The organism is Rhizobium herbae (assembly GCF_017873135.1).
In the GTDB taxonomy this organism is placed as follows: domain Bacteria; phylum Pseudomonadota; class Alphaproteobacteria; order Rhizobiales; family Rhizobiaceae; genus Pararhizobium; species Pararhizobium herbae.
The window spans coordinates 689914-716860 of sequence record NZ_JAGGJV010000002.1; the positions used below are offsets into that span (position 1 = coordinate 689914).

The 26947-nt window shown below is 59.8% G+C and carries 18 protein-coding genes; 13 read left to right on the top strand and 5 right to left on the bottom strand.

Annotated elements, in window-relative coordinates; genetic code table 11:
* The first annotated feature begins 72 nt into the window (after positions 1-72).
* From J2Z75_RS08635 to J2Z75_RS08690, 12 genes are all read left to right on the top strand, one after another.
* Complete coding sequence (locus tag J2Z75_RS08635; RefSeq protein ID WP_209850496.1) at positions 73-1263, top strand: pyridoxal phosphate-dependent aminotransferase; 1191 nt, start codon at positions 73-75, stop codon at positions 1261-1263.
* Positions 1260-2870 (top strand): 5-guanidino-2-oxopentanoate decarboxylase, encoded by a 1611-nt coding sequence (locus tag J2Z75_RS08640; protein WP_209850499.1) that lies wholly within the window; start codon positions 1260-1262, stop codon positions 2868-2870. The genes J2Z75_RS08635 and J2Z75_RS08640 overlap by 4 nt, the downstream gene beginning before the upstream one ends.
* A 149-nt stretch (positions 2871-3019) precedes the next feature.
* Positions 3020-3448, top strand: coding sequence for a hypothetical protein (locus J2Z75_RS08645; protein ID WP_209850501.1), 429 nt, complete (start codon positions 3020-3022; stop codon positions 3446-3448).
* 109 nt (positions 3449-3557) lie between these two features.
* The gene (secD, locus tag J2Z75_RS08650; protein ID WP_209850503.1) at positions 3558-6089 is read left to right on the top strand and encodes a protein translocase subunit SecD; all 2532 of its coding nucleotides are present in this window, start codon (positions 3558-3560) and stop codon (positions 6087-6089) included.
* Between the two features lie 499 nt (positions 6090-6588).
* Entirely contained in the window at positions 6589-6819 is a 231-nt protein-coding gene (locus J2Z75_RS08655; protein WP_209850505.1) for a hypothetical protein, read from the top strand.
* Positions 6820-6969: 150 nt separating this feature from the next.
* Positions 6970-7434 (top strand): RrF2 family transcriptional regulator, encoded by a 465-nt coding sequence (locus J2Z75_RS08660; RefSeq protein WP_209850507.1) that lies wholly within the window; start codon positions 6970-6972, stop codon positions 7432-7434.
* Positions 7435-7561: 127 nt separating this feature from the next.
* Complete coding sequence (locus tag J2Z75_RS08665) at positions 7562-8575, top strand: KpsF/GutQ family sugar-phosphate isomerase (protein ID WP_209850510.1); 1014 nt, start codon at positions 7562-7564, stop codon at positions 8573-8575.
* 193 nt (positions 8576-8768) lie between these two features.
* Positions 8769-10040, top strand: a complete 1272-nt coding sequence (locus J2Z75_RS08670; RefSeq protein ID WP_407692747.1) for a capsular polysaccharide export protein, LipB/KpsS family — start codon at positions 8769-8771, stop codon at positions 10038-10040.
* A gap of 164 nt (positions 10041-10204) precedes the next feature.
* A complete protein-coding gene (locus J2Z75_RS08675; RefSeq protein WP_209850512.1) occupies positions 10205-10975 on the top strand; it encodes an ABC transporter permease in 771 nt (256 codons plus the stop codon).
* The gene (locus tag J2Z75_RS08680; protein ID WP_209850515.1) at positions 10972-11631 is read left to right on the top strand and encodes an ABC transporter ATP-binding protein; all 660 of its coding nucleotides are present in this window, start codon (positions 10972-10974) and stop codon (positions 11629-11631) included. The genes J2Z75_RS08675 and J2Z75_RS08680 overlap by 4 nt, the downstream gene beginning before the upstream one ends.
* Positions 11632-12972, top strand: coding sequence for an RkpR, polysaccharide export protein (locus J2Z75_RS08685; protein ID WP_209850518.1), 1341 nt, complete (start codon positions 11632-11634; stop codon positions 12970-12972).
* Positions 12973-13037: 65 nt separating this feature from the next.
* Positions 13038-13412: a hypothetical protein gene (locus J2Z75_RS08690; protein ID WP_209850521.1), complete on the top strand. Its 375-nt coding sequence runs from the start codon at positions 13038-13040 to the stop codon at positions 13410-13412.
* Positions 13413-13747: 335 nt separating this feature from the next.
* On the opposite strand, the gene J2Z75_RS08695 is transcribed toward J2Z75_RS08690, so the two are convergent.
* Positions 13748-14827 carry a capsular biosynthesis protein gene (locus tag J2Z75_RS08695; protein WP_234937220.1) on the bottom strand — a complete coding sequence of 360 codons (1080 nt, stop codon included), beginning with the start codon at positions 14825-14827 and terminating at the stop codon, positions 13748-13750.
* 12 nt (positions 14828-14839) lie between these two features.
* On the opposite strand from J2Z75_RS08695, the gene J2Z75_RS29190 reads away from it, so the two are divergent.
* Positions 14840-15115, top strand: coding sequence for a hypothetical protein (locus J2Z75_RS29190; RefSeq protein ID WP_234937221.1), 276 nt, complete (start codon positions 14840-14842; stop codon positions 15113-15115).
* Here J2Z75_RS29190 and J2Z75_RS08700 read toward each other — a convergent pair.
* The 4 genes from J2Z75_RS08700 to J2Z75_RS08715 all read right to left on the bottom strand — a co-directional run bounded on the left by J2Z75_RS08700 (position 15078) and on the right by J2Z75_RS08715 (position 26641).
* Positions 15078-16658: an LTA synthase family protein gene (locus J2Z75_RS08700; RefSeq protein WP_209850529.1), complete on the bottom strand. Its 1581-nt coding sequence runs from the start codon at positions 16656-16658 to the stop codon at positions 15078-15080. The genes J2Z75_RS29190 and J2Z75_RS08700 overlap by 38 nt on opposite strands.
* 126 nt (positions 16659-16784) lie before the next feature.
* The gene (locus tag J2Z75_RS08705) at positions 16785-17585 is read right to left on the bottom strand and encodes an SDR family oxidoreductase (RefSeq protein WP_209850532.1); all 801 of its coding nucleotides are present in this window, start codon (positions 17583-17585) and stop codon (positions 16785-16787) included.
* Positions 17586-17642: 57 nt separating this feature from the next.
* Complete coding sequence (locus J2Z75_RS08710; protein WP_209850534.1) at positions 17643-19058, bottom strand: aminotransferase class I/II-fold pyridoxal phosphate-dependent enzyme; 1416 nt, start codon at positions 19056-19058, stop codon at positions 17643-17645.
* Positions 19055-26641, bottom strand: coding sequence for a type I polyketide synthase (locus J2Z75_RS08715; RefSeq protein ID WP_209850536.1), 7587 nt, complete (start codon positions 26639-26641; stop codon positions 19055-19057). Before J2Z75_RS08715 ends, J2Z75_RS08710 begins: the two co-directional genes overlap by 4 nt.
* Between the last annotated feature and the right edge of the window lie 306 nt (positions 26642-26947).

Below are 26947 nucleotides of genomic sequence, written 5' to 3' on the forward strand. Positions count from 1 at the left end.
CACAGGCACCGCGCACGCGCAGGCACGCGCCAAGGATGCCGCAACAATTTAGTTTAAGGGCAGGAGATAGCCATGCGTTACTCATCGATCACCGACCGACTGGCCGATCTCGGTTCCGAGAAATGGGCATTGCATATTCGCGCACGGCAGATGCAGGCAAGTGGAACCGACGTCATCCAGCTAACCATCGGTGAACCGGACATGCCGACGGATCCCCTACTGATCGCCGAGGCTCAGCGGGCGATGAATGCAGGGCGCTACCGCTATTCCAACGGCCGCGGCGAGCCATCGGTGGTCAATGCGCTGACCGCCCGCTACACCAGGCGCCGTGCCGATGTCACGGCCGAAAACGTGCTGTGCTTTCCCGGCACGCAGACGGCACTGTTCGCCGTGATGCTCGGGCTCGTCGAGGCAGGCGATGGCGTCCTGGTCGGCGACCCGCTCTATGCCACTTATGACGGGGTCATCCAGTCGACCGGCGCGCATCGGGTGACGGTGCCGTTGAAGCCGGAGCATGGGTTTCACATGCAGGCGGCTGATCTCGAAAAGGCGATCACGCCGAAATGCCGGGTGCTTTTGCTCAACACGCCGCACAATCCGACCGGTGCCGTGCTGACGGCGGACGAGATCAAGGCAATCGGCGACATCTGCCGGAAGCACGATCTCTGGATCGTCTGCGACGAAGTCTATGAAGAACTGATCTTCAACGGCCCGTTCGCCTCGCCCTTTGACGATCCTGAACTGGCCGAGCGTACGGTTGTGGTGTCATCGATCTCCAAGTCGCATGCCGCTCCCGGTTTCCGCAGCGGCTGGGCCGTCGGCCCGGTGGAGTTCGCCAGCCGTCTGTTGCCGGTATCGGAAACCATGCTATTCGGCGTCCAGCCCTTCATCGCCGACATGACCGCTTATGCGCTGACGCATGATATCGGCACGTCCGCTGCCATGCGCACCTCCTACAAGACCCGGGCCGACCTGATCGTCGAGGGGCTCTCGAATGTGCCGGGGATCGTGCCGCTGCCGCCCGAAGCCGGCATGTTTACCCTTATCGATGTGGCAGGCACCGGCCTGACGGGCGAGGCCTTTGCCTGGATGCTGCTGGAACAGGAACATGTCGCGGTGATGCCGGGATCGTCCTTCGGCGTGGAGGCAGCCTCTTTCGTGCGTGTCAGCCTGACTGTACCGGACACCGTGATCCAGGAAGCCTGCGCCCGGATCACCAAGCTTGCGATCCGGCTTCTGACGCCAAAGGAGCGCCGGGCATGAGCGAGGCTATGAAAACCGTCGGCGAAGTGCTGGTCGATCTGCTCGAAGCCAACGGCGTCGAAGTCGTCTTCGGCATTCCCGGCGTGCACACGGTCGAACTCTATCGCGGCCTTGCCGCCTCGAAGATCCGCCATGTGACGCCGCGCCACGAGCAAGGAGCGGGCTTCATGGCAGACGGCTATGCCCGCGTCAGCGGCAAGCCGGGCGTGGCGCTGGTCATCACCGGCCCGGGGCTGACCAACACCATCACCGCGATGGCGCAGGCGCGGCAGGATTCGATCCCGATGCTGGTGATTTCCGGCGTCAACCGGCGCGATTCGCTCGGCCATGGCCGGGGCTTGCTGCATGAACTGCCGGACCAGCACGGCATGATCAAGACGCTGGCGCTCTATTCGCAGACGCTGCTCAACCCGGCCGATCTGGCGCCCGTCGTTGAGCGCGCCTTCGCCATCCTCACCTCCGGCCGGCCGGGGCCGGTGCATATCGAAATTCCGACCGATGTCATGACGGCGCAGATTGCTGCACCACCGCTCAGAAAAGCGACGGCGACACGGCCAAGGGCCGATGCCGAGACTTTGCAGAAGGCGGCCATTCTCTGCGGTGATGCCCGCCGCCCTGTGATCATCTGCGGTGGCGGTGCCATCACGGCTGAAGCGGAGATCCAGGAACTGGCCGAGCGCATCGGCGCACCTGTCGTCATGACCGTTAATGCGCGCGGCATGCTCGCGGGTCACCCGCTGCGGGTTCCCGCAAGTCCCAGCCTCAAGGCCGTACGCTCGCTGGTCTCCGATGCCGATCTGGTGATCGCGCTCGGCACGGAAATGGGCCAGACCGACTATGACATGTACGCCGACGGTGGCTTTCCGATCCTCGGCAATCTGATCCGCACCGATATCGACGCGGCACAGCTGGCGCGCGGGCCGCATGCGGCGCTGTCGATCCTGTCGGGCGCCAAGGCTGCGGTCTCCGGCATTCTCGTGTTCCTCACGGCCAAGCCGGCAGAGAAGGCCAAGGAACGGGCGGCGGCCACGCGCAAGGCAGCGATGGCCGAACTGACCGCAAAGATGCGGGCCGAAATCGCGGTGATCGACGCGATCTATCAGGCCCTGCCGGACTGCGTGATCGTCGGCGATTCCACGCAAGCTGTCTATGCCGGCAACCTCTATTGCGATGCGCCGAGGGCAAAGTCCTGGTTCAACTCCGCAACCGGTTTCGGTGCGCTCGGCTATGCGCCGCCGGCGGCTGTCGGTGCGGCCGTGGCCGATCCGGACAAGCCGGTCATCTGCCTTGTCGGCGACGGCGGCATCCAGTTTTCGCTGGCGGAATTGGGATCTGCCGCCGATATCAATGCCAATGTTATTTTCCTGGTCTGGAACAATGATGGCTATCAGGAGATCGAGGCCTACATGGTCGAGTCCGGCATCACGCCGGAGGGCGTCAAACCGTCCGCGCCGGATTTCCTGCTGGCAGCCGGAGCCTATGGCGTGCCGGCGGTGCGGCTCTCGAAAGCCGGCGATCTCGCGGCGGCACTGACCGAGGCCCGCAAACGCGGCGGTCCATCGCTGATCGAAATCCACCAGACGCGGACCGCGGGCGTGACGGCTTGAGCCCGCTGCCGATCAGGATGTTCAACGGGTATGTCTGATGGTAAGATTTGACTTTGGCGGCGGGCGATGGTTCTTAGGGCCGCTTGCGCGCTGAATCGGCGTGCAGTTCGGTGATCTGCAGTGCAAGCAGCCCGCCAACGGGAAGGACGATGTCCTCAATGGGCATGAACGGCAACAGCATCGATCGCAGTCAGGCAGGCAGGCTTTTTGCCGTGCTCTGGATTCTGGCTGCCGCGCTTGCGATGCAGTTCGTCGCCTCGGCGCAAGGGTTCACGTCGCGGTTCTCGACGCAGCAGAGCGCCGGCAACTTCGCGGTTCCCGAGAGCGGCACCTCCGATACGACCCTCTCGCGGCATGTCATGCGCGCGTTTCCGGTGGCCGATCTGCGGTTCACCACGGATCGCGCGGATGGCAAGGCTTCTCCCGGAGGACCCGGTCCCTTCGTCCTGCCTGCCGCAGTCTTGATGGTGGCGGTATCCTACGGCGGCATGCCCGTCGCGGCTTTTTCTCAAGCCGTCGCCCTAGGCGGACGCGGCGATGTTGTCCGTGTTCGCGGGCCTCCGGTGCTTGACGCCTGATTGCTGTCCTTGCAGGCAGCCCTTGCGCGTCGGCGCAATTTTCCTTGACGCATCACACCCGCGATCCTCGGCTTTGCCGGATGGACGTGGGCTATAATGGAACATCAACATGCGCACTTCGAAATGGGCCGTTCTGGCCTATGTCGCGATTACCCTCTTCGGGATACTCGCGGCGCTTCCCAATATTCTGCCGGCGGCCATCCAGCAGCAATATGCCTCTTTCCTCCCGGTCAAGCCGGTCACGCTCGGGCTCGACCTGAAGGGCGGGTCCCATCTTGTTCTGCAAGTCGATGCGGCCGGCCTGCGTCAGGCTCGTCTCAACACGCTTCTCGATGATATTCGCGGTGCGCTTCGCGCCGAGCGGTTGCCGACATCCTCGGCCCGCATCGCCGGCGACGCGATTGCCGTCAAGATCGCCGATCAGGCGGATCGCGACAAGGTCATGCCGAAGATCCAGGAGCTTGCAGCCCCGGTTGGTACGCTCGGTTTCGGCAGTGCAAACTCCGATATCGAAGTCTCGACGGTCGACGACACGATCACGGTGAAACTCACGGAGGCGGGTCTGAGCGATCGGATGACCGCTGCCGTCGATCAGAGTCTTGAAATCATCCGCCGCCGCGTCGATCAGGTCGGCGTTGCCGAACCGCTGATCCAGCGCGTCGGCTCGGACCGTATTCTCGTCCAGTTGCCGGGCCTGCAGGACCCGACGCGCCTGCGTCAGTTGCTCGGCTCGACGGCGCAGATGAGCTTCCATATGGTCGACACCTCGGTCGATCCGAACACGACGACACCGCCGCGCGGCGTCGACATCCTGCCGGGTGCCAATGACGGTGCCAAATATGCGGTCGAAAGCCGCGTGGCGATTTCGGGCGAGCGCCTCGCCGATGCCAAGGCCGGCTTCAACCAGCAGACCAACGAGCCGATCGTTTCGTTCACTTTCGACAGCCAGGGCGCACGCCAGTTCGCCGAAATCACCCGCGACAATGTCGGTCTGCCTTTCGCCATCGTGCTGGATGGAAAGGTCCTGACGGCGCCGCGTATCAACGAACCGATCCCCGGTGGCCAGGGCCAGATCAGTGGCAACTTCACCGCCCAGGAAGCAACGGTTCTTTCGGCGCTCTTGCGCTCCGGCGCCCTGCCGGCACCGCTGACCATCATCGAGGAACGCTCCGTCGGTCCGAATCTCGGTTCCGACTCCATCCGCATGGGCATCTATACCGGTCTTGCCGGCTTTGCTCTCGTCGTCACGCTGATGGTTCTGCTCTACGGCGCCTGGGGCATGATCGCCAATCTCGGCCTGCTGCTGCACACCATCCTGACCATCGGCGTACTCGGCATGCTCGGCTCGACGCTGACGCTTCCCGGTATCGCCGGTATCATCCTCGGTATCGGCATGGCGGTGGACGCCAACATCCTGATCAACGCCCGTATCCGAGAGGAAACGGAAGGCGGGGCAGGGGCGATGAAGGCGCTCGATATTGGCTTCAACAAGGCCTATGCCACCATCATCGACAGTAACGTCACTACCCTGTCCGGCACCATCCTCCTGTTCATGTTCGGCACAGGCCCGGTTCGCGGTTTCGCCATCACCATGATGCTCGGCATCGTCATCTCGATGTTCACCTCGATCACCGTCGTCCGTCTGGCGATGCGCGAAGTGGTTGTTCGCCGAAAGATGAAGAAGCTGGAAATCCCGTCGCTGTTCGGCGGCGTGCCGCATCTGCCGAAGATTTCCTTCATGAAGGGGCGCTTTGTCGCCATCGGCATGTCGGCATTCCTGTCGATCAGCTCGGTGATTCTGTTCTTCACGCCGGGCCTGCATTACGGCATCGACTTCGTCGGCGGCATCCAGGTGGAGGCGACTTCGAAATCCGTGCTCGATCTGCCGAAGCTTCGCGGCGAACTCGAAGAGCTGAACCTTGGCGAAGTGGCGTTGCAGGAGTTCGGCCAGAATCAATCCGTGCTGATCCGCGTCCAGCGTCAGCCGGGCGGCGAACAGGAGCAAACCGTTGCCTTGAACAAGATCAAGGAAGGCGTGGTCCAGGTCATTCCGGATGTGAGCTTCGAGCGTACAGAAGTCGTCGGCCCGACGATCTCGGCCGAACTTGCCCGCTCGGGCTTTCTTGCCGTGGCGCTCGCGATGCTGGCGATCCTGCTTTACATCTGGTGGCGGTTCGAATGGCACTTTGCCGTCGGCGCAATCGCAGTACTCTTGCTCGACATCACCAAGACGATCGGCTTCTTCGCGCTGACCGGCATCGACTTCAACCTGACGGCCATCGCCGCCCTTCTGACGATGATCGGCTATTCGGTGAACGACAAGGTCGTGGTCTATGACCGCATGCGTGAAAACCTGCGCAAGTACAAGTCGATGCCGTTTTCCGACCTGATCGACATGTCGATCAACCAGGTGCTGGCACGATGCATCTTTACCTCGATGGCAACGGCGCTTTCGCTTGTACCGATGGCGATCTGGGGTGGCGATGCGGTGAAGAGCTTCGCCTGGCCGATGATCTTCGGCGTCATCGTCGCAACGACGTCGTCGATCTATATCGGCGGGCCGATCCTGCTCTTCCTCAGCCGCTGGTGGAAGGACCGCGAGGCGACCCGCGCTCCGGGGACCGAACTGGCCAAGAGCTGATCAGCCGCGATGCAGCGAAATTGAAAGGGCGGCTTCGGCTGCCCTTTTTTTGTCCCATGAAGGGGCTACATATCGTCTGCGAACAAACGCGGGGCGGCGCTCTGAATTAGATCGTCGTTCTAAGATGTCGCAGTTATCGAATATCTTCTGCTTCATTTGACCAAAATGGCGAACGAAAGAGTATTATTTTTCGCATAACGCCAATTTTAGTTGACTAAATTGGTGGTCTACTCTATTTTGTGATTGTCCGCTGCTGGATGAAGCAGAACGGAAGCTTGTAACCCCGCCCGGAAAGCATCCGACCGGGCCTTTGCCGAAGGAGAGAGCCATGTCTGACAATGCCCGCATCGCTGCTTTCCAAGGCATGCGTTCCTATTGTCGCGCAACGAAAGACCATTGCATTCGCATCTTCTGGCGAATGTGAATCCAGGCAGTCCTTCTTTGAATTTATGCACGATTTTGAATGATCCGCGTCTGGGCGCGGCGGGAGCGTTATTCCATGAACAAGCAAGTTATAGAGTTCGGCGGAGAAGCCGTCGGTGTCGTCGTCCCGGATGCGGACAGGTTGAAGTTCGTCGCAGTGAAGTATTCCGTCTGGGATCTGGATTCGCGGTACTTCCGCTCAGCCGATGAGGCGAGGGCCGCGGTACGTCAGTTGATGGTTTCGCAGAGTGTTCGGCGGCCCGTGTTGCAATCCGCAGACACATCGATGGCATACGCTGCGGCGTAAGCATAAATATGCGCGAAAACCGCAGTTCGGCCATCTTTTCACTAAATCGGTATATTGGCACGGCTTCTCATGTGATATGCCGGGTTATACAATGGCAATCGGCAAATAGGCGCCGTTTTCAGCGCCTATTTGTGAAAAGAGCGAACTGCGATGCTGACGAAAAAAGGAAAATACGGATTGAAGGCGTTGGTCGACTTGGCCCGGCTTGATCCGGGCGAGACCGCTTTCATTACCGAGATTGCAAGCCGCAACAATATCCCGAAGAAGTTTCTCGACACGATTCTCCTGGAATTGCGCAACGCCGGCATCCTGCGTTCGAAGAAGGGGCCGGGCGGCGGCTATTCCTTGTCGCGTCCCGCGTCGGAAATCCGCATTGGCCAGGTCGTCCGCACGTTGGACGGCCCGCTGGCGCCGATCCGCTGTGCCAGCCGCACGGCCTATGAGGTCTGTGATGATTGCAACGATCCGGACACCTGCGAGGTTCGTCGCTCGATGACGACGGTTCGCGATGCCATCGCTGATATTCTCGACACGATGACGCTGGAAGCCTTCGTCAGCAATCCCGGCCAGCCGATCCTTTCTGAAGACGAACTTGTCCCAAAGCGTGCCAGCTGACTCCGGGAAGCCATTTATGGTGCTGATTTGCCGGAATTGCCGGGAAAGTGCGCAATTTAGCCGTTTTGGTTTGATCTGAAAGCGCTCCGGCTGTAACCGGATACGCAATGATGGTTTTGGAGTGGCAATGATGGGTCTCAGGCAAGTCGATATGAACACCGCTGAAGAACGTACCGTGTTTGAATCGATCGGACGATCCATCGCCACGGCCGTCGATGGGATCAATGCGCTTGCTGCCTGTTTTGCCGCCGATCAAATCCTTTCGCGCAGTCTTGTCGATGCCGTCGAACTGATCGCGCGCGGCCGCGGCCGCGTGGTCGTTTCCGGTATCGGCAAGAGCGGGCATATTGGCCGCAAGATCGCCGCAACCATGGCATCGACCGGGACCTCCGCCTATTTCGTACATCCGACGGAAGCCAGCCATGGCGATCTCGGCATGATCACGTCGGATGATCTGCTCATTCTTCTTTCCTGGTCCGGAGAGACGGTCGAACTCGGAAATATGCTGACCTATGCCAAGCGCTTCAGCGTTCCGATCGTCGCGGTCACATCTAACTCCGAAAGCGTGCTTGCACGCAATTCCACTGTCGCCATCACTCTGCCGAAGGTTCAGGAGGCATGCCCGCACGGATTGGCGCCGACGACGTCGGCGATGCTGCAGCTGGCTGTGGGCGACGCGCTGGCAATAGCGCTTCTTGAGAGGCGCGGCTTCTCGGCACAGGACTTCAAGACGTTTCATCCGGGCGGCAAGCTCGGTTCGCAGCTGCTTCTCGTCCACGAGCTTGCGCATGATGGCGAAGCAATTCCTTTGCTGCCGCTCGGCAGTCCGATGGGCGACGCGGTTATCCAGATGTCGTCCAAAGGTTTCGGCGTCGTTGGAGTTACCGACGCCTCCGGCAAACTTGTCGGCGTAATTACCGATGGCGATTTGCGCCGCCATATGTCTCACGATCTGCTTCTCGAAACTGTAGACTCGGTGATGTCGCACCATCCCAGGGTTATCAAGAGCAGTGTACTGGCAAGCGCGGCAATGGAAATCATGCAGTCGCAGAAGGTGACCGTGCTGTTTTTGGTCGATGAGTTCGATTTGCCGAGTGGTATACTGCATATCCACGACTTGCTGCGCGCAGGCGTTGCCTGAGCGGATCTGTCTGCGCCGGATGAACGCGTGACGGCACATCTCACGTTGCCGCGCGGTACGACGGCGTATTTTGATATCGCGCCGCTCGTGGCAAGTGGAACTGGAAAAACGGCTTTGCGAGCAGATAGCCTTGCCTAACCTACACGAGTATTCACCTCCGGGTCCCGACCGGACAAATGATGCAAAGCCTGCGGTGTCCGGCGTTGTGCCCGACGCAATCCCGACTTTCGCTTTCCACATCAACGGTTGGAAGCGGGCTGTTTTCCGGCGTTATTTTCCGAAGCATGCCTTTACGTTCGTGCCGATGTATACGCGGGAGAATGAATTTGAGGAGGTCTGGGCGGCCAGGATTCTACGGGAGGAAAATCCGCAAATATTTGTCTGGAGCCTGAGGGCGCCGGACGGGTTGCGTGATTTTGCGTTAAAGCACGGCATTCCGGTTTTCTTCATCGAAGACGGCTTCATCCGCTCGGTGGAAGCCAATGCCAGCCGGACGCCACCGCTTTCCCTCGCTCTCGACACGGGAACCGCCTATTTCGACTGCCGGGAACCGTCGGACCTCGAGCGCTTGCTCGCCACCTACGATTTCGACAGCGCGCCCGAGCTTTTGGGACGCGCAGCAGCGGGCATCCGCTTTTTGCTGGAGACTGGCGTCAGCAAGTACAACAGCAATGCCAAAGCGGACATTGAAAGCCTCTATGGCCCGAAATCCGGCAAGCGCGTGCTGGTGATCGGCCAGGTCGAGGATGACGCCTCCATCCAGTTCGGCTGCCTGCCCGCGATTACCAACAACGATCTGGTCCGGCTTGCAGCGCAGGAAAATCCGGGCGCACAGATCATCTACAAGCCACACCCGGACATCCTCAGCCGGGTTCGCCTGGCTCAGTCGAATCCGCAGGATGTTGGTCATCTCTGTACTGTCCTCACGCAACCGCTGCCGATGGCTCACGCTTTCGAGACGATCGATCATGTCTATACGATCACATCGCTCGCTGGCTTCGAGGCGTTGTTGCGGGGCATAAAAGTCACCGCCTATGGATGCCCCTTTTATGCGGGCTGGGGGCTGACAGATGATCGCCAGCCCAATCCGCGCCGCGGCCGCGCCTTGACGATCGAGGCATTATTTGCCGGTGCTTATCTCCTCTATCCGCGTTATTTCGATCCCGGTACGGGCAAGGAAGTGTCTTTTGAGGAAACGGTCGATGGAATCAGGCTTTATTTCTCCACGCCGAAGGCTCTCGGCGATCCACGCCAGCCGTCGGGCCCACAATGGCAGGCATGGGGTCCCTACGGCATACTCGGTTGGCGGCATTTGCTGACGCCGCTGGTTTCGCCGGTGATCGCGAGGATCGGGCATGGCCGTGACGCGGAGAACTATCGGGCGGATCCCATTCAGTTCTTCCGCGAGCTTTCCAATCCGAAGTTCAGGTTGATCGGACGTGTCCTGTATCCGTTCGACAGATAGCGGGTTTCGTGACATTTGCCTGAAAATAGGCACTATAGAATGTTACCTTGAAACGGAGCGCAAGCTGCGGGGACCGGACAGGCGCAAGCAAGATTGAGTACCCATGGCATCAATGGACTCCAATTGGCGCTGTTTGCGTCTTGAAGTGAGAAAGAGCAGTTTCGTTGGGACACGTCTACACACATGCGCGGGTCGTTGCCGCCTTGCTGATCCGCGAAATAGCGGCACGGTTCGGCAGCAAGCCTGGTGGTTACGTCTGGGCGTTGCTCGACCCCGCGGCGCATGTGCTGCTGCTGACGATCGCCTTTCAAGCGATTGCTCGGGCGCCGGCGCTCGGCGTCAGTTTCCCGCTGTTCTTTGCAACGGGGTATGTCGCCTTTCAGTTCTACCAGGCGATGACATCCTATCTGAACGGTGCGGTCAGGGCGAACAAGTCGTTGCTCAACTATCCTAGCGTCGCGCCCATCGATACGGTCGTCGCGCGCTATTTCCTGCAATTCGGCACGACGGCCATGGTTGCCGTCGTCATTCTCGGTGTGATCGTTGTCTGGATGCGGGTGCCGCCGGAGCTGTCATGGCCGCCGATCCTGGAAGCAGCTTTCGTCGGGAGCGTACTGGGTCTGGGGGTCGGGCTGATCAACAATGTCATGTTCGTCAAGTATCCGCTTTACGAGAAGGTTTTCAACATCGTCAACAGACCGCTCATGTTGATCTCCGGCATCTTCTTCCTGCCGGATGCTATTCCGCATCCCTATCGCGAAATTATTCTTCTCAATCCGCTCACTCATTTGATCATGCGTTTCAGGACGGGATTTTACGACGAATACAGGGCCATAGGGCTCGATATGTCCTATGCCCACATGTTCGCATTTTTGACATTGTTTTTTGGAATGCTATTGTTCTCTGCGTCTTCCACTCTGTTGAGAAATGAATGATCAGGCTTGAGCAGGCGACGAAGTTCGCGCGAACCAAAGGCATTCACAAGCCGATTATCGACCGCGTCTCTCTTGTCTTGCCGCGGGGGAAGAGCATTGGGCTGCTTGGTCGCAACGGCGCAGGCAAATCGACTTTGCTCCGTCTCATCGCCGGGACGATCAGGCTGGACAGTGGCAAGATCATTCGGCAGGGAAAGGTTTCTTGGCCGCTCGGGTTTCAGGGAAGCTTCCAAGGGACGATGACCGGCGAACAAAACGTTCGTTTCGTCGCGCGCATTTACGGCGTCGATACGCGTGAACTGATAGACTATGTCGAAGACTTCGCGGAACTCGGACCTTTCTTCAAGGCGCCGGTTAGGACTTATTCGTCGGGCATGAAGGCCAGGCTCGCCTTCGGATTGAGCATGGGCGTGAATTTCGATTACTATCTCGTTGATGAAATCACTGCCGTCGGCGATGTGAATTTCAAGAAAAAGTGCCGCGTTGTATTCGATAGCAGGTTGCAGGATTCCGATGTGATCATGGTTTCTCACAGCACATCAACCATTCGCGATTATTGTGATTGCGGGCTGGTTATGGAAAATGGCAAATTAACTTATTATGACGATATTGAGGACGCAATCCGCGCCCACAATGGCAATATGAAGGAACGGTAGATGGCGATCATCAGGAATGCAGCCCCGAGTGCTGCGCGAAAGGATATCGCTGTAGACCGGCTCACCAATCAGGACGTGGTCAAGTCGAAAAGCGTGCATCTCCTTGAAGGGCTGCTGGGAAACGACGACCGCATGCTTGCGCCAAGGGCAAAACCGGAGGCGCCCAACAAATTCCAGAAGATCATCACGCAGGAAGTGAACAAGCGCAGTTGGCTGGGTTCAATCCGGTTGCGTCACGCCATGATCATGGTCAGCTTCGTGGCGTTCGTAGCGATCCCTGCGGCGCTTGCATCGCTTTATATGATGTTTATCGCCTCCGATCAGTATCATAGCTCTGCGTCCTTCTCTGTGCGCAGCATCGAGGCCACGGGTTCATCCGATATCCTCGGCATGTTCACCCAGGCATCGACGGGCAATACAGGCTCCGACAGCTATATCCTGATGGATTTCATCGGCAGTGAAAGAATGCTGGCCGACGCGGAGAAGAAGTTCGATCTCGACAAAATTTACGCTGCGCGCGGTTTGGACTATTTCTATGGAATGGCTGCGGGCCTGCCCGTGGAAGACAAGCTCTCCTATTGGCGCAATATGATCGACGTGAACTACGATCATGCTTCGGGAATCATGCAGCTGCAGGTCAAGGCATTCGACCCGCAGCAGGCGCAAGACATTGCCAAGTTCATCCTTGAGGAGAGCGATGCGCTGGTCAACAACCTGTCCGCATCGGCCCGCGACGGTGTTCTTAAGTCCGCGCAGGATGAAATGCATCTCGCAGAGAGCCGCCTTGCCAAGGCACGAGCGGCAGTGCGCGAATATCGCGATGTTTCGCAGGAGGTTGATCCCGTCGAAGGAGCGAAGCTGGCGGCGCAGCTCATTGGTGGATTGGAGGCACAGCTCGTCCAGATGAATGCCGACCTCGCAACGGCAAAATCGCAGATGGGCGAAGACACCCCTCGCATTCGCGTACTCAAGGCACGCATAGCCAGCGTGGAAGAGCAGCTCTCATCCGAACGTCAGCGGCTCGGGAGCGGAAACGCAGGGGCGCAATCCGAATCGGGAGCTAGCGGCGATGTTGCCGGCCGAATCCAGAAGTTTGAGGCGCTGGAGACAGAGCGCGAATTTGCTGAGCGTGCCTATACGGCATCCTTGGGCAGCCTGGAAAAGGCCCGCATTGATGCGGGTAACAAGCAGCGTTATCTTGCCGTCTTCCTGGAGCCGTCGCTCTCCCAGATGGCTCAGTACCCGGCGCGGTTCCTTAATTCGTTCCTCGTGGCACTGGGTCTGCTGTTTGCATGGGCCGTGTTCGTGATGGGCTATTACAATATCCGCGACCGGACCTGAGTTTTGCCGGAAAATTGCGCATAGATACATACGGCCAGGCGGATGTTGCTGACTGGCCGTCGCACATGACTGTTCCGAACAGCAGCCCATGGCTTTTTTTCCATAGATATGAGCATCTGGTTCGAACGAGGCGTGCACGGTATTCGATAATGATTTTTTTTATGAGAGCAGGCAGATTTATCAAGTCGCTGCCGCGAGTCCGTTTTTTAAGACCTTTCGCCATCAGGCTCGATTGGGGGCACGACAATGTCGTCGAGGGAAAGGGCGGGATGATTGCGACGATCCGCCTCTACGGGAGCCGGAACCGGATCGAGTTGCCGAAGACATCCTCTTTTACCGGCCACATCACCGTTCACGGCGAGGGAAACCGCATCCTGATCGGCGAAAATGGCCGTTTGACAGGTCAACTTATGGTCAAAAAGGCTGCAACCAGGCGGTGACCATCGGCGAGGCACGACTTTCGAATCGGTCTATGTTCTCTGCATGGAGCGCTGTGATGTTACGATCGGGCGCTGCTACCTGTTTTCTCGCGGGATCGAGATACGTACAAGCGATTCCCATTCGCTGATCCGGAAAAGAGACGGCCGTCGGCTCAATCGCGCAGCACCTGTCGTCGTTGTTGCCAAGTCCTTCGTCAACAAGGCATTCAGCGAAAGCGGTGTCGTTCTGGCCGGTACCCCCGCAACGCTTGTCAAGCGCAGCGTCACATGGAGGCGGGCAAGAAAGCGCCGCTTGTCGCAGGATGAAATGGAAGCCCGGGGCCTTGTAGAGCCCATCAGTGACGACGAGGCGTGATTTTCGAAGGTTTTTTTCTCGGAGGCGGATCAATGAACGCGCCGGGTTGATTGACCGAGCGCGTGTGTAGCCTTTCCGCAATCGCATCCGCGCCGGCATCCGTACCGGCAGCGGAATATAAGTTTCCTTTTACCTGGATTGCCGCCGCGAGCAGGCGGAAAAAAGCCGTGCGCAGCGGCTCCTCCGGCGGCACCGGGTCGCTCCAGAACTGATCGAGCCCCGTTTGATCGCTGAGCCCCGCGATGTCGAAAACCGCCTCTCCCAACACCTTGACCGGCTTGCCCAGCTGCAAGGCATGCAGCCCGACGGTGGAGTTGACCGTGACAATGCCCGTCCCTTTTCGGAGCAACGCGTTCAGGTCGCCGCCGTCAAGCAACCGCACGCGTTGGCTTATATCAAGCCGGGCCGCCAGATCCTCGACATAGGCTCGCCAATTGATCAGGCCGTTGTCGAGGGGATGTATCTTGACGACGAGTTGCGCTGCGCGCGGTGCATTGCCTGCAAAGGAGGTCAGGATCTGACTGATCGCCTCGCGCTGGTCGTTGTAGGGCGAATGGGCGCGCAGCTGAAAGTCGGTTTGCAACTGCAGTGGGAAAACGAAAAACGGGGCGTTGCCGGCAAGCAGATTCTCGACAAGGGCCGTTGCGGCCGCGCTTCTTCTCTTGCTGCCGGCCAGACGCACAACCCAGCCAGCATATTCGGTCAGCGGATGGAAGAGGGCATGGCGACGGTAGTGCGGGAAGAGGAACCACAGGAAGACGTTCGGCAGATTGTAGAGGAGGTCATAGCCAGCTTCGGCGGCAAAACTTTGCGCATAGCGTTTTTTCCAATCCGGCTCGGGAAGTGTGCGGGCGGCATCGACGATCTGCCGGGGGTCTGCAGGAAAGTGGGAATTGGATGACATGCCGTCGCGCTCGACGGTCAACCAGTCCGGCCGCAGGTAACCCATTTCGACAACGGTGACCTCCACATTGCAGCCCCTGGCAGCGTCGACCGCAACTCGATGATAGGCGCGCTCTTCGCCCAGCAGCACAAGGTCGGTAACAGCATGCCGATCCATGAAGGAGGCGACATGATCGCGCCAGTCGGTTCCACCGCGGCCACGATAATTGTGTCCACCCTTGCGCCGCCAGAAGATCTGGTCGCCTGCATTGAGGTTGATCCTCAGGCAGCGATAGCCTTTCGCCTCAAGCCGATCGGCGATCTTCGCAAAGATCGGCGAGGATGGCCCCTGCAGGAAAAGGAAGACGCGCCGCTCCGGCATATTTTGCAAAGCCATCGTCACAGACCCTTGGGGAACAGCGCCGGCACTATCGCAGATCATCCTTTTGCAGGTTGGCATGCTTGAGCATTGCTTCCAGCAACTTCCAGGGTTCTTCATTGCGCGGAAATGTGGGGGCGTGATGCGCTTTGCGCGCCGCCGCCAGGGGCACGATGAAATAGTCCGTGCGGGGATCGGGGAAGGGGTCGGCGAAGGATTTCAGCAGCGGGGCGTGGTCGCCGTAGAAAACCAGCCACACAGGGCGGTCGAGCCTGTTCAGATGATCAACCAGTTCGCCCAGTGCCTTATCGGACTGCTGGAGGATATCGAGGTATATCTCGATGGGATCCGTCATTCCCGCGACGCGATTGGGCTCCCATGGCCCATGATTGGCCATCGACGCGACGAAAAGAAAACTGCCCTTTGTATCCGTCTGGTTTTCCACATCCGCGATAACCTTGCGGGTCAACGCGGCATCCGAGACATAGGGACCGTCGCGTGTTGTATCATGCTCGAATTCATCGAGCATGGTCATCTTCTCGAAGCCGAGCTGCGGCATGGCCTTGTGACGAAGGAAGAACGTCCGGTCATAGGGATGCATGAAATGCGTGCTCCAGCCCGCATTCTTCAGCTTCGTCGGCCAGACCACGTTGGTATAATGGCTGGCGCGCAGATAGGGATAACTTGCATCAATGTGGAGATCGTCGGGGACAAGGCCGCTCAGCACCGCGAACTCCGTTCGCAGCGTATAGCCGCCCTCGAAGACGGTCGAGAGGCGGCCCCATTGCACTGCGAGTTTCTGCAGCCGGTCGATCGTCGGCAGCTTGAGCTTGCCCACGCCGCAATGGCGCATATCGAGAAAGGATTCCGATTGCCAGACGACGACGAGCGGCGCCTTGTTGTCAGCATCATGCCCGATCAGATCCTTCACCGCGGCAAAAAAGCGCTCGGACAGGTCTGCAACGATCTTCTCACGCCGGCGGCCGAGCCAGAGGATGAAATGGAAGACCACGGAAGCAAAAGTGCCGAAGCGGATTGTGCTTACCTTGACGTTCGGCTTGCCGACCAGTTGCTGCACGAAGTCCGCCACCGGCCGGTTGACCGGACCGTAGAATAGCAGGATCCAGGGAAGATCGGCAATCAGGATCATAAGCACGATCCAGCCCAGCTTGTGACTGGACGGCAGGATGCTCGGTTCGAAATACATGTAGAGAGCCGAGACACCGAACACATACAAGAAGGCGACCGCCCAGAAGACGATGTTGAGTGAGTTCGCGTAGAAGATCGACTTGTATTTGAAGACGTCGGCAACCAGGGCGATATCGGAAAAGACCAGCGGTTCGCGAATGAATTTATACTTCGCCCGCGATATGCCGGTAAAGATGACGAAGAAGCTCATAGCACCGGCGCCGCCATAGAGTGGGCGCCAGGAAATTGAGAAGAATCCCGCAAAGACCAGAGCAATGATTGGAAGCCGCGCCAGAATATCCACGGCTGCGCGCCTGCGGCTCGACGGCGGCCGGTTTTTCCGGCGTTCGCGTTTGGGCAAGGCAAATTTATCCGTGAACAGGATGACAGCGCAAGCCAAGGCGTAGCAGAAGACAGTCAGCGTTACGGGATGGTCATGCATGTGGAGCGACGTCAACGCCAAACGGATACCTTCATGATTTTCATCCGTCGCCGACTCGTCATGCATCGCCGCGACAGAGCGACACTTAAATCCTATTTGTGGCAGATACAAGCAGACTGTGCCCGTTCAGGGGCCGCGGCTGATTCGCCGGATGGCACGGTCGAACCACCAGTTGAGAAAGGGCTTCACCGTCGAGCCGAACCGCCCCAGCGCAAGCAGCGTCCAGCCGAAAAATACCTCGAAATCACCTCTGTCGATGGCGCGGACGATGCGGCCTGCGACAGCTTCCGAGGGCCAGGGAGAAACACGTCCCATGATCACCGACGCTTCAGGCGGGCGGTGTTCCAATTCGCGGGCGAACTGCGGCGTTTCGGTATCGGGCGGGAAGCAGACGGAGATGCGGACGCCGTGCGGCGTGGCTTCCGAGCGCAGCGCCTCCGCAAAACCATGCAAGGCGAATTTTGAGGCGGAATAGGCGGTGTAGCCGTAAATGCCGATGAGCCCGGCGCCGGAGGAAATCAGCATGATCCTGCCGGCACGCCGCTCTTTCATGCCCGCGTAGACTGCTCGTACCGCGTGAACACTGCCAGAGAAGTTTGTGTGGAGCTGGCGGTCGAATGCATCGGATGAAAGCGTCTCGAACGGTCCGGGTTCGACAACGCCCGCGGAGGTGATCAGGATGTCACAGGCGCCGAAGGCATCCTCGCATCTGCGGATTGCCGCCACCGTCTGGCTTTCGTCGGCAACGTCAGCGCTTTCGATGCGGACAGCGCCCGGGCCATGGCCTTTGGCAAGCTCGTCTTGTACTGCCTCGAGCACCGATAGCGTTCGTGCAAGAAGGGAAACACGGGCGCCCCGGAAAGCATAAATCCGGGCAAGTGCCAGCCCGATCCCGCTCGAGCCGCCCGTAATGATCACATGAGTCATGCCGCAAGACCGGTTCGGTTCATGGAAATTCGTGTGGCGGCTCGGGAGCTGCCAATCCTATCGGGAGGCGAGCATCTTCATCATCTGCTGGATATCGATCGATGCAAGACCGAAATTTCGCTCTGCGAGATCCTTCAGCTTTTCCGCCGTCACCGCCACGGTCTGACGGATCTGCTCTTCCGTGTGCTCGCTGGTAATGAAGAACCGCAAACGCGCCATGCCCTCCGGCACTGCCGGGTGAATGATCGGCAGGGCGTTGATGCCGGCGGCAAGAAGATCGTTCGACAGCTGTACAGCGCGCAGCGAATCCCCGACCAGCACCGGAACCACCGAGAAACCGGCGCTCAAGCCCGTATCGAGACCGGCTTCTTGGGCAAGCTTCAGGAACAGCGCGCCATTCCGCTTCAATGCCGCCACACGTTCCGGTTCGCTTTCCAGAATATCGAGGCTTGCGATCGCGGACGCCGTCAGCACCGGCGCAAGGCCGACGCTGTAGACGAAGCCGCCGGCGGTTGCCTTGAGTACCGCCGCCAGAGCGGCGCTACCGGCGATATAGCCGCCGCAGCTCGACGTCGTCTTGGAGAGCGTTCCCATCCAGATATCGACCTGACGCGGATCGATGCCGAAATGCTCGAATGTGCCCTTGCCGCGCTTTCCGAGGATGCCGAGCGAATGGGCTTCGTCGACCATCAGCCAGAAACCGTATTCTGTCTTCAGCTTCATGATCGCCGGCAGGTTGGCAATATCGCCGTCCATCGAATAGACGCCTTCGACGATCACCAGAATGCGGCGATAATCGCCGGCTACCGTGCGCAGCACATGTTCGAGGTCGTTCGCATCATTGTGCTTGAAGAGGCGGCGCGTGGCGCCGGACAGCTTGATGCCGGCAAGCGCACTGTTGTGGATGAACTCGTCATGCACCACGAGGTCCTTCGGACCCATGAGGCAACTGATCGCCGCGACATTGGTCAGATAGCCGCTGACGAAGCAGACGGAGGCCTCGACGCCGTAGAAGGCGGCGATGCGCTCTTCCAGTTCGGCGTGCGCCGGGCGTTCGCCCGCTACCAGCCGGCTGGCAGATGCCGAGATGCCGAAGGTGTTGATGGTGTCGCGTGCCTGGGCAAGCACATGCGGGTGCCGGTTGAGGCCGAGATAATCATAGGACGCGAAATTGATCAGTTTGCGTCCGTCGATAACGGTCGTCGCTCCGGCCGCGGTCTGGTGAGCCCGGTAAAAAGGGTTTTCGATGCCCAGCTGCTCGCTCGCGGCCTTCTGCGTCTGAACCTGCTTGTATTCCGGCAGATCCTCGAACCTGGTCTGCTTGCGCCTGACCGGGGGAGGAACATCGCGCTCCGAGCGAGCCATGCGGTTACGCTCGGAAGACTGATGCGCGTTGCGCATTCGGTCCAGCAGGTTTTCCTTCAGGCTGCTGTTCATTTTCGAGACGTTGTGACGTTCCTCGTCCTTGCTCATAGGCTAACTGCCTTCTCCGTGCCGTTGCCGGTATGGCGCTGGGTGAGCTCGTTGACGATCTTGTTGTCGGCCGGCTCGCTGTCATCTTCGCCGCCATTATCGCGCTTGCTGACCTTGTCATAAAGCTTGCGCGCGACATCGCCGACAGTCGTATTGTCGGCAACGCCGCTCAATGGCATGTCGAAGCCGGTATTCTGCTGGAAGCTGATCCCGAGTTCCACCGCCATCAGGCTGTCGAGACCGATTTCCTTCAGGATCTTGCTGCGCGAAATCGTATCCTTCGACACGCGCAGGATAGCGGCGATTTCGCTTGCGACCAGATCATAAAGGATATCTTCGCCCTCCTGCGGCGATTTTCCCTCGATCATCGCCACGAGATCCATGGCCTTGCCATCGCTGCCCGAGGAATGCTGGTCGGCCGTTCGCAGGATAACCTCGAACAATGCATTGCGAACAACCGGCAGATTGCGCGCAGCCGCCCAATCAAACTCGGAAATCATCGCCACGGCGGCATCGACCGTGCCCGGATCGGAGCGGATGTAGCTCTCGACCTGATTGAGGGCGGACTTTGCCTTCAGCGCGGTCTTGCCGATACGCTTGGAGAGCAGATCGTTGACGTCTGTGTTCTGTGCCAGATAGCCCTTGTCGGCAATGGCGCCGAAGCCGATCGCCAGGCCCGGCAGACCTTCCAGCCGGCGTGCACGGGCAAGGCCTTCGAGATAGCCGTTGGCAGCGACATAGTTGGCCTGGCCGGGATTGCCGACCAGCGTCGTTGCCGACGAGAACATGATGAAATGATCGAGGGTATCGCTGCGCGTCAACCGGTCGAGAACGGCGGCGCCCTTGACCTTCACGTCGATGACCGGACGGTTGCGTTCGCGGCTGAGATTGTTGATCAGCGCATCGTCGAGAACCATCGCCGCGTGAATGACGGTTTTCACCGGCCCGATCTGCCGGAGCGTCTTCAGCAGCATGTCTGCCGCCGCTTCATCGGTCACGTCGCAGGCATGAACGGTCGCCGAAACCCCCTTGCTTTCCCAGCGTTTGATAGTCTCGAGGGTTTCGATGTCGGCAATGCCGCGGCGCGTCGCGAGCGCGATGTTGCGCGCGCCCTTGTCGACGAGCCAGTTGGCGGCAGCGAGACCAAACCCGCCGATACCGCCAACGACCAGATGCACGCCCAGGCTATCGACCGACATCCGGCCGGCCGGCCGGTGGGCGACTTCATCGCGTCCGGAAACGGGCGGGAGGACGACGATCTTGCCGATGTGGCCGGCATTCTGCATCAGGCGGAAGGCGTTGCCGATTTCGTCGAAACCAAACGCGCGGTAGGGCAGGGGCACAAGCTTGCCCTCTTCGAACAGCGCCCCGATTTCCGTGAAAATACGCTTCGTCAGATCCGGAGCGTTGACCAGCAGCTGGTCGGCATCGATGCCGAAATAGCTGATGTTGCGGCGGAACGGCCGCAGGCCGATCTTGCTGTCGGCATAGTAGTCGCGTTTTCCCAGTTCCAGGAAGCGGCCGAATGGCTTCACCAGCGACAGGCTCTGCTCCATGGCTTCCGCAAACAGCGAATTCAGGACCAGATCCACGCCTTCACCGCCGGTAACGCCGAGGATGTCGTTGACGAAGGCGAGCGAGCGGGAATCAAAGACGTGATCGGCGCCGAGCATCTTCAGGAAGCGGCGTTTTTCGCGCGTTCCCGCCGTGGCGATCACCTTGGCGCCGGCAAGCTTGGCGACCTGCAGAGCTGCCAAACCGACGCCGCCGGCAGCACCGTGGATCAGGATGGTTTCACCGGCGCGGATGCGGCCGAGTTCCATCATTGCGTAATAGGCGGTGAGGAAGGCAACCGGCACGGTTGCCGCGGCAACGGGGCTGACGGTTTCCGGCAGCCTGGCGACACCCGAGCGTGAAACGACGGCATGGGTGGAGAACGCCGCTGGCGCAATCGCCATCACGGCATCGCCGACCGAAAGGTCCTTGACGCCGCTGCCGATGGCCACAACGTGGCCGGAAAGCTCCATGCCGATCGTCGCTCCGGCAAAGCCGTCCTCCAGCGCTTCTTCCGGAAGAAGGCCCATTGCCCACATAACATCGCGGAAGTTCAGACCGGTCGCGGCGACCGCAACGACGACATCGTCCGGGCCTGCCTGCGGAATTTCAGATTCTTCCCAGGCAATGCTCCCGACCTGCGAACTGACGCGCTGGCGAATGGTCGCGGCCTTGAAATTGGTGGTCTTGCGCAGGCTCTGATCGACAGGCCCTGGGACGGCGCGGATTTCCGAGAGGATGCCGCTCGTTCCATCAAGCAGCCATTCGCGGTTTTCGCTTTCGTTGCCGAGCATCGAGATCGCCGCGGCAAGCTGGTTGCCGACACCGGACTTCGGACCCGTGAAATCGAGCGAGTGGATATCGAGGAAATCATATTCGTTCTGCAGCACACGGGCGAATGCCCACAAGCCACTGTTGATGCTTGAACCAGAGACATTCCTGTCGCGCGAAGCCCCCGTCACCGGCGCGCCGCCCGGCGCTACGATGAGAAGACGCGGACGGTGATCGGCGGCAGGCTCCACATTGGAATAATACTGGCGCAGGGCCTCCGCAAATGCGCTCAGCGCGAGTACCCGATTTTGCAGAACGGCCGAATCCTGGCTGCGGTCAGCGGAGGTCGCGGACGACAGGTAGATTGCGCGTACCGGTTTCTCGTTGAGCCCTTCGATAGCTTCCGCGATCTTATCCTTGTCGGTATCGAAATCGCCGGTCAATTGAACCGGGATGAGCGGTGCCTGGATCGCGTCCTTGCCGGAGGGCAATGCGCTATGCAGGCTTGAGGCGCTGCCTTCGTGCAGGACAAGCACCGGGCTCGAAATGTCCGCAGGCTGTGCATCTGCCGTTTGCGCGATATCGGCAAATTGACCGCCTTGCGCTTCGACAATGATGATGTTGCCATGCGACAATTCGCGGTCTTCGACAGAAATATTGCGCAAACCGAGATCGGTCAGGTCCTTCTGCCATTGCGTCACTGTTGCCAGCTTGCCGATGGGGAATTCGACGGCCTGGGTGCGAGCAAACCACCCCTCGGTCAGCCCGAAAGCAAAGTCGCTGAACACGGTCGGTGCATTGGTTGCGGCAACAAGAGCGCCGTTTTCCTGCAGGCAGACGCGCAAAGCATTACGTATGGCACCGTCTTCGTCGATCAGCGTGAAAATCGTATCCGAAGCGCTGACGACCAGATCGAAGGCCGGAAGCGTCGCGAAGGCATCCTTTTTCAGGACGCGCACATGCGCGTCTTCCTCGAAGGCGATTTCCAGATTGCGCTGGGCATTCTCGCGCGGTTCGACGACGATCAGGCCGGCATTGTATTTCGCAGCCAGCGTCGCGAGCTTGCGGGTGAAACCGGCGGATACCGTGCCGGCTTCGACGATCCGCAGATCGGTTTTGCCGTTTTCGCTTGCCAGCGCCTTTTCGACCGCAGCCAGAACCAGATCCATTCTTTGACGGGTGGATTCGGAATGAACGGTCTGGTGATCAAGCGTCGCATCGCTGATGAAGCTTTGCGGCTTGATCGTCGTTTCACCGTCATTGCCCGAGGTCTCGGAGGCAAAGAGAGTATCGATGCGATCGAGCGCTTCCACGTAGGAATTGTTGATCAACACCGCCTCGACGGCGCGCTCGGAACGTTCGCCGTAGAGTTCCTTGAGGATATCACCAACTGGCGGAAGCGAGAAATCGGTTGCGATTTTCCAGCTGCCAGCCTTGTGTTCGCATAGGCCGGCATCTTCCAGGACGTAGAGGCAGTTGGCCAGGAAGCAGCGAAAGGCGAAGTCGCCGGGAAGCGACCGGGTGTCAATCTTGGCGGTTCCCCTGCCGAGCTTGAGCGCGATTTCGTGGCAGGCGCGGTAGACCGCTGCGTTGAACAGAAGCGTGGTGTTGTCGATGCCGTTCTCTTCCGTGGCGGCAATCAGCGGCAAGGGCAGGGCATTCGAGCGCCCCAGCGTCGCAAGCGGCGCAATACGATCGGAGGGGACAGCCTCATAATGGAAGGACAGCATGTCCAGCGTCTTGTGCTGGCGCAGATAGGTCCGGCGGAAACGGCAATCGTCGAAGGCTGCGATGACCTCGCCGCCCTTGCCGAAGAAACGGAATTTTGCCTTGATCGAGTTGGGGCTGATGCGCTCGATCTCGACCAGCGCCCGCTTGACGGTCATGCCCGAATTGATGACACGCACCGACCCGAAGCGCACCGGAATATAAGGGGCGCCACCGAATTCGCCCGTAAAGCGGTCAAACAGCGCAACCAGACCGTGGAAGGTCGCATCCACGGAAATGGGATTGAGGCTGTAGGAAACGAAGGGGTTGCCCGCCTGTTCCGGGTCCTTCAACTCGACATCGATGAACCGGTCTCCATAGGAGACGGCCTTGGACATCAGCTGGAAGCGCGGACCGTAGTCGAGACCAAACTGACGCGCAGTCTCGTAGGCTTTCGCGGGCGTCACCGTTGCCGTTTTTTCGAGGCCGGCAAAGAAATTGCCGACGGCAACCTCGTCCGCAGGGATCGGCTTGCGGCTGCGTGCCACCGCATGCACCGCCCAATCGTCTTCCGAGAGACGCTCGCGCGAGCGGATTTCGATGTCTCCGGTTTCCGGAGACAGGATGGTCGAGAGCTCCATCATCCGGTTGTCGGCGAGCTCCAGCGGCCGCACAATCTCCAGATTGGTGATGTCGACCTCTGACGTGCCATAATATTGCTGCGCGGCGGAGATGGCGATCTCGACGAAGCCGCTGCCCGGCAGGATGGCTTTGCCATCGACGACATGTTCCGCGAGATCGGGGAAAAGATGTGCGTCGACGTGGTTCTTCCAGCTGCCGCTGTTGAGATCCGCGCGCCAGCCCGCAAGCGTGTAAGGGGTCTTGGAGCCGCGCCCGAACAGATCTGTTGCATCGCTCGTTGACGGCGGGCGTAGTTCGCTCTGCTCGAACGGCAGGTTCGGCAGGCGGACGAAGGCGTTGCGCTTGCCGAACAGGCGTGCCTCGTCGAAGGCGGCCCCGTGGGCAATCGCACGCGCCATGGCGCGCGAGACGGGATCCTGGCCTTTTTCGCCGGCGTCGCGCAGCAAGGTCGGAACGACCATGCCGGGGATGGACGCCTGCTTGACCGTTTCCTTCAGATAGGACGACAGGATCGGACGCGGCGAGATTTCGATGAACAGGCTGCAGCCGAGTTCGATGGCAGCTTCGGTGGCGGCCTGGAAGCGAACCGGCTCGCGGACGTTCTTCCACCAATAGTCCGGGTCAAGCTGCGTGCCATCCATCCGTCCGCCGGTGACCGTGGACAGATAGGCCAACTCCGATTTGCGCGGCGCGATGTCCGGGATATCGGCAAGGAAGGCCTTCTTGGCGCGGTCGATGATCGGATGATGGAACGGATAGTTGATGTCGAGAATCTGGACGGGGATTTTCGCCTTGCGAGCCGCGTCGCGGAAAGCGGACACCTCATGCGCCGGGCCAGAGATCGTCACCGAGTTATGGGCGTTGATGGCTGCGACACAGACATGCTCGAGGCCGCGCGCCTTGGCAAAAGCGTTTGCAGCTTCTTCTCCAAGCATTGCTGCCGCCATGGTGCCCTGGCCGGCCAGGAGGTCCTGGTGCAGCGAGCGTTTGGCGACGATCGAAACGGCGTCGACGAGTGACAGGGCTCCCGCAGCATAGGCGGCGGCGATTTCGCCGACGGAATGGCCGAAGACCGCCGTCGGCTTGATGCCCATGGCCACGAGCGAATCCGACAGCGCCGCCTGAACGGCAAACAGCAGCGGCTGGGCGAACTTGGTATCCGAAAGTTTCTTGTCCAGATCGGGATCGGTGAGCAGGTCCGTCAGCACGATATCCGAATGGAATTTGAACAGTGCGCTCACGGACGTGAAGCACTGGCGGAAATGCAGGTTTTCGCGGAAGGCCTCGACACCCATGCCGGCCCACTGCGAACCGTTTCCGGAAAAGACGAAGGCAACCTTTGCATTCTTCGTCACCGCTTCGCCGGTTTCGCCGATATCGGACGCCGGCTTTTCGAGATGGCTGGCAATGGCGCGGATGATGTCTTCAGGATGGTCGCTGCGCGCGGCAAAGCGGTGGCGCATCTGGGTGCGGTTGGCGCCGGAAGCGGCAATCACGGCCCGCGCTTCGTCCTTGGAGGCCTTGGCGAAGGTCGACTTATACGACTTCAGCAGCTCCTCGAGGCTGTTGACCGTATGGGCGCTGGCCATGAAGACATGCCCGGTGGCGTTGTTGCGGTTCCGTTCGTCCTGAATGGGGTCCGGATCGCTGATGACGACGTGGGCATTGGCACCGCCAAAGCCGAAGGAATTGATACCGGCAAGGCGCGCGCGCTTGCCGCGCAGGAGTTCGATCGGGTTCGCCGTGACGCGGACGTTCAATCCGTCGAAATCGATGTTCTCGTTCGGCGTGTCGAAATGCAGCGATGCCGGCAGGTAGTTGTTCTCAAGCGCCATGACTGCCTTGAGCATGCCAAACAGGCCGGACGCCGGCTCCGTATGGCCGATATTCGACTTGATCGAACCGATCGGCACCGGCGCACGCCGGTTGGCGCCGATAACCGTGCCGATCGACCAGACCTCGGAGGGGTCGCCCACCTTGGTGCCGGTGCCGTGGCCTTCGACGAAGGCGACCTGGTTGGAATCGATATTGTTGCCTTCGTAGATGGAGCGCAGCAGATTGGCCTGAGCCTCGCGCGATGGCAGTGAAATGCCGTTGGTGCGCCCGGCCGAGTTGACGCCGGTTGCGACGATCTTGGCGTAGCTGCGGTCCTTTTCCTGCCGTGCCCGGTCGGAGCGGCGCAGAACGAAGACGACGCCGCCTTCGGCGCGCACGTAGCCGGCGCCGTCATTGTCATAGGCGCGGCAAAGGCCCTCGGGCGAGAGCATGCGGGCCTGTGCGAAGCCGACGAAGGGAAGCGGGTGCGCAAGCACGTTGACGCCGCCGACGATGGCGGTGTCGATTTCGCCTGCGTTCAGCGCCCGCATCGCCTGATCGAGCGCGACCAGCGACGAGGAGCAGGCGGTATCGACGGTCATGCTCGGGCCGCTCAGGCCGAAAATGTGCGAAATGCGGTTGGAAACGATCGAGAGCGTGTTTCCGGTCATGAAATAAGGCCCGGCCGCAGCGGGATCCTCGACAGTCAGGTTCGCATGGTCGAGGCTCGATGCGCCGACGTAGACGCCGACATTTTCACCATGCAGCGAGGGGATCGAGATATTCGCATCTTCAAGCGCACGCCAAGCCAGCTGCAACAGGACTCGCTGCTGCGGATCCATGTACATGGCTTCGCGCTGCGACATGCCGAAGGCAGCCGGGTCGAAATCGTAGATACTATCGAGCACGCCGGCGGCGAAGGAATAGGTCTTACCCGGGTTGCCAATGACTGGATGCCAAAAGCGGGCAAGATCCCAACGGTCGGATGGAATGCGCGTTACGGTGCATTTGCCCTGGCGCAAAACTCGAAACAACGCCTGCGGCGAATTTGCCCCCGGGGCGAGACATGCGCGCCCTATGATTTCAACTGTCATATTTTATCGAACGCTCTAAACTGCTGTGGGTTGTCTTTAGCTGATCGCACTTGATACGCGAAAAAGCAATCAGAACCTCTTCTCCCGATCCGTGGATCGTTCCGTCATCGCTTCGACGCCAGCTATATTAGCGTCCTTTTAACTCATGTTCACTAGCTTTCAACCCTGTTATGCGAACATACACGGGGTGCATGGCAGTCCAAAACACTTATGGAAACACACCGTAACCCTTGTGGAGAACCTATTGCCAGAAAGGCGCACTGCAAATTATTTGAGCGGATGTGACCCTGAATGGCTTGTTGTGGG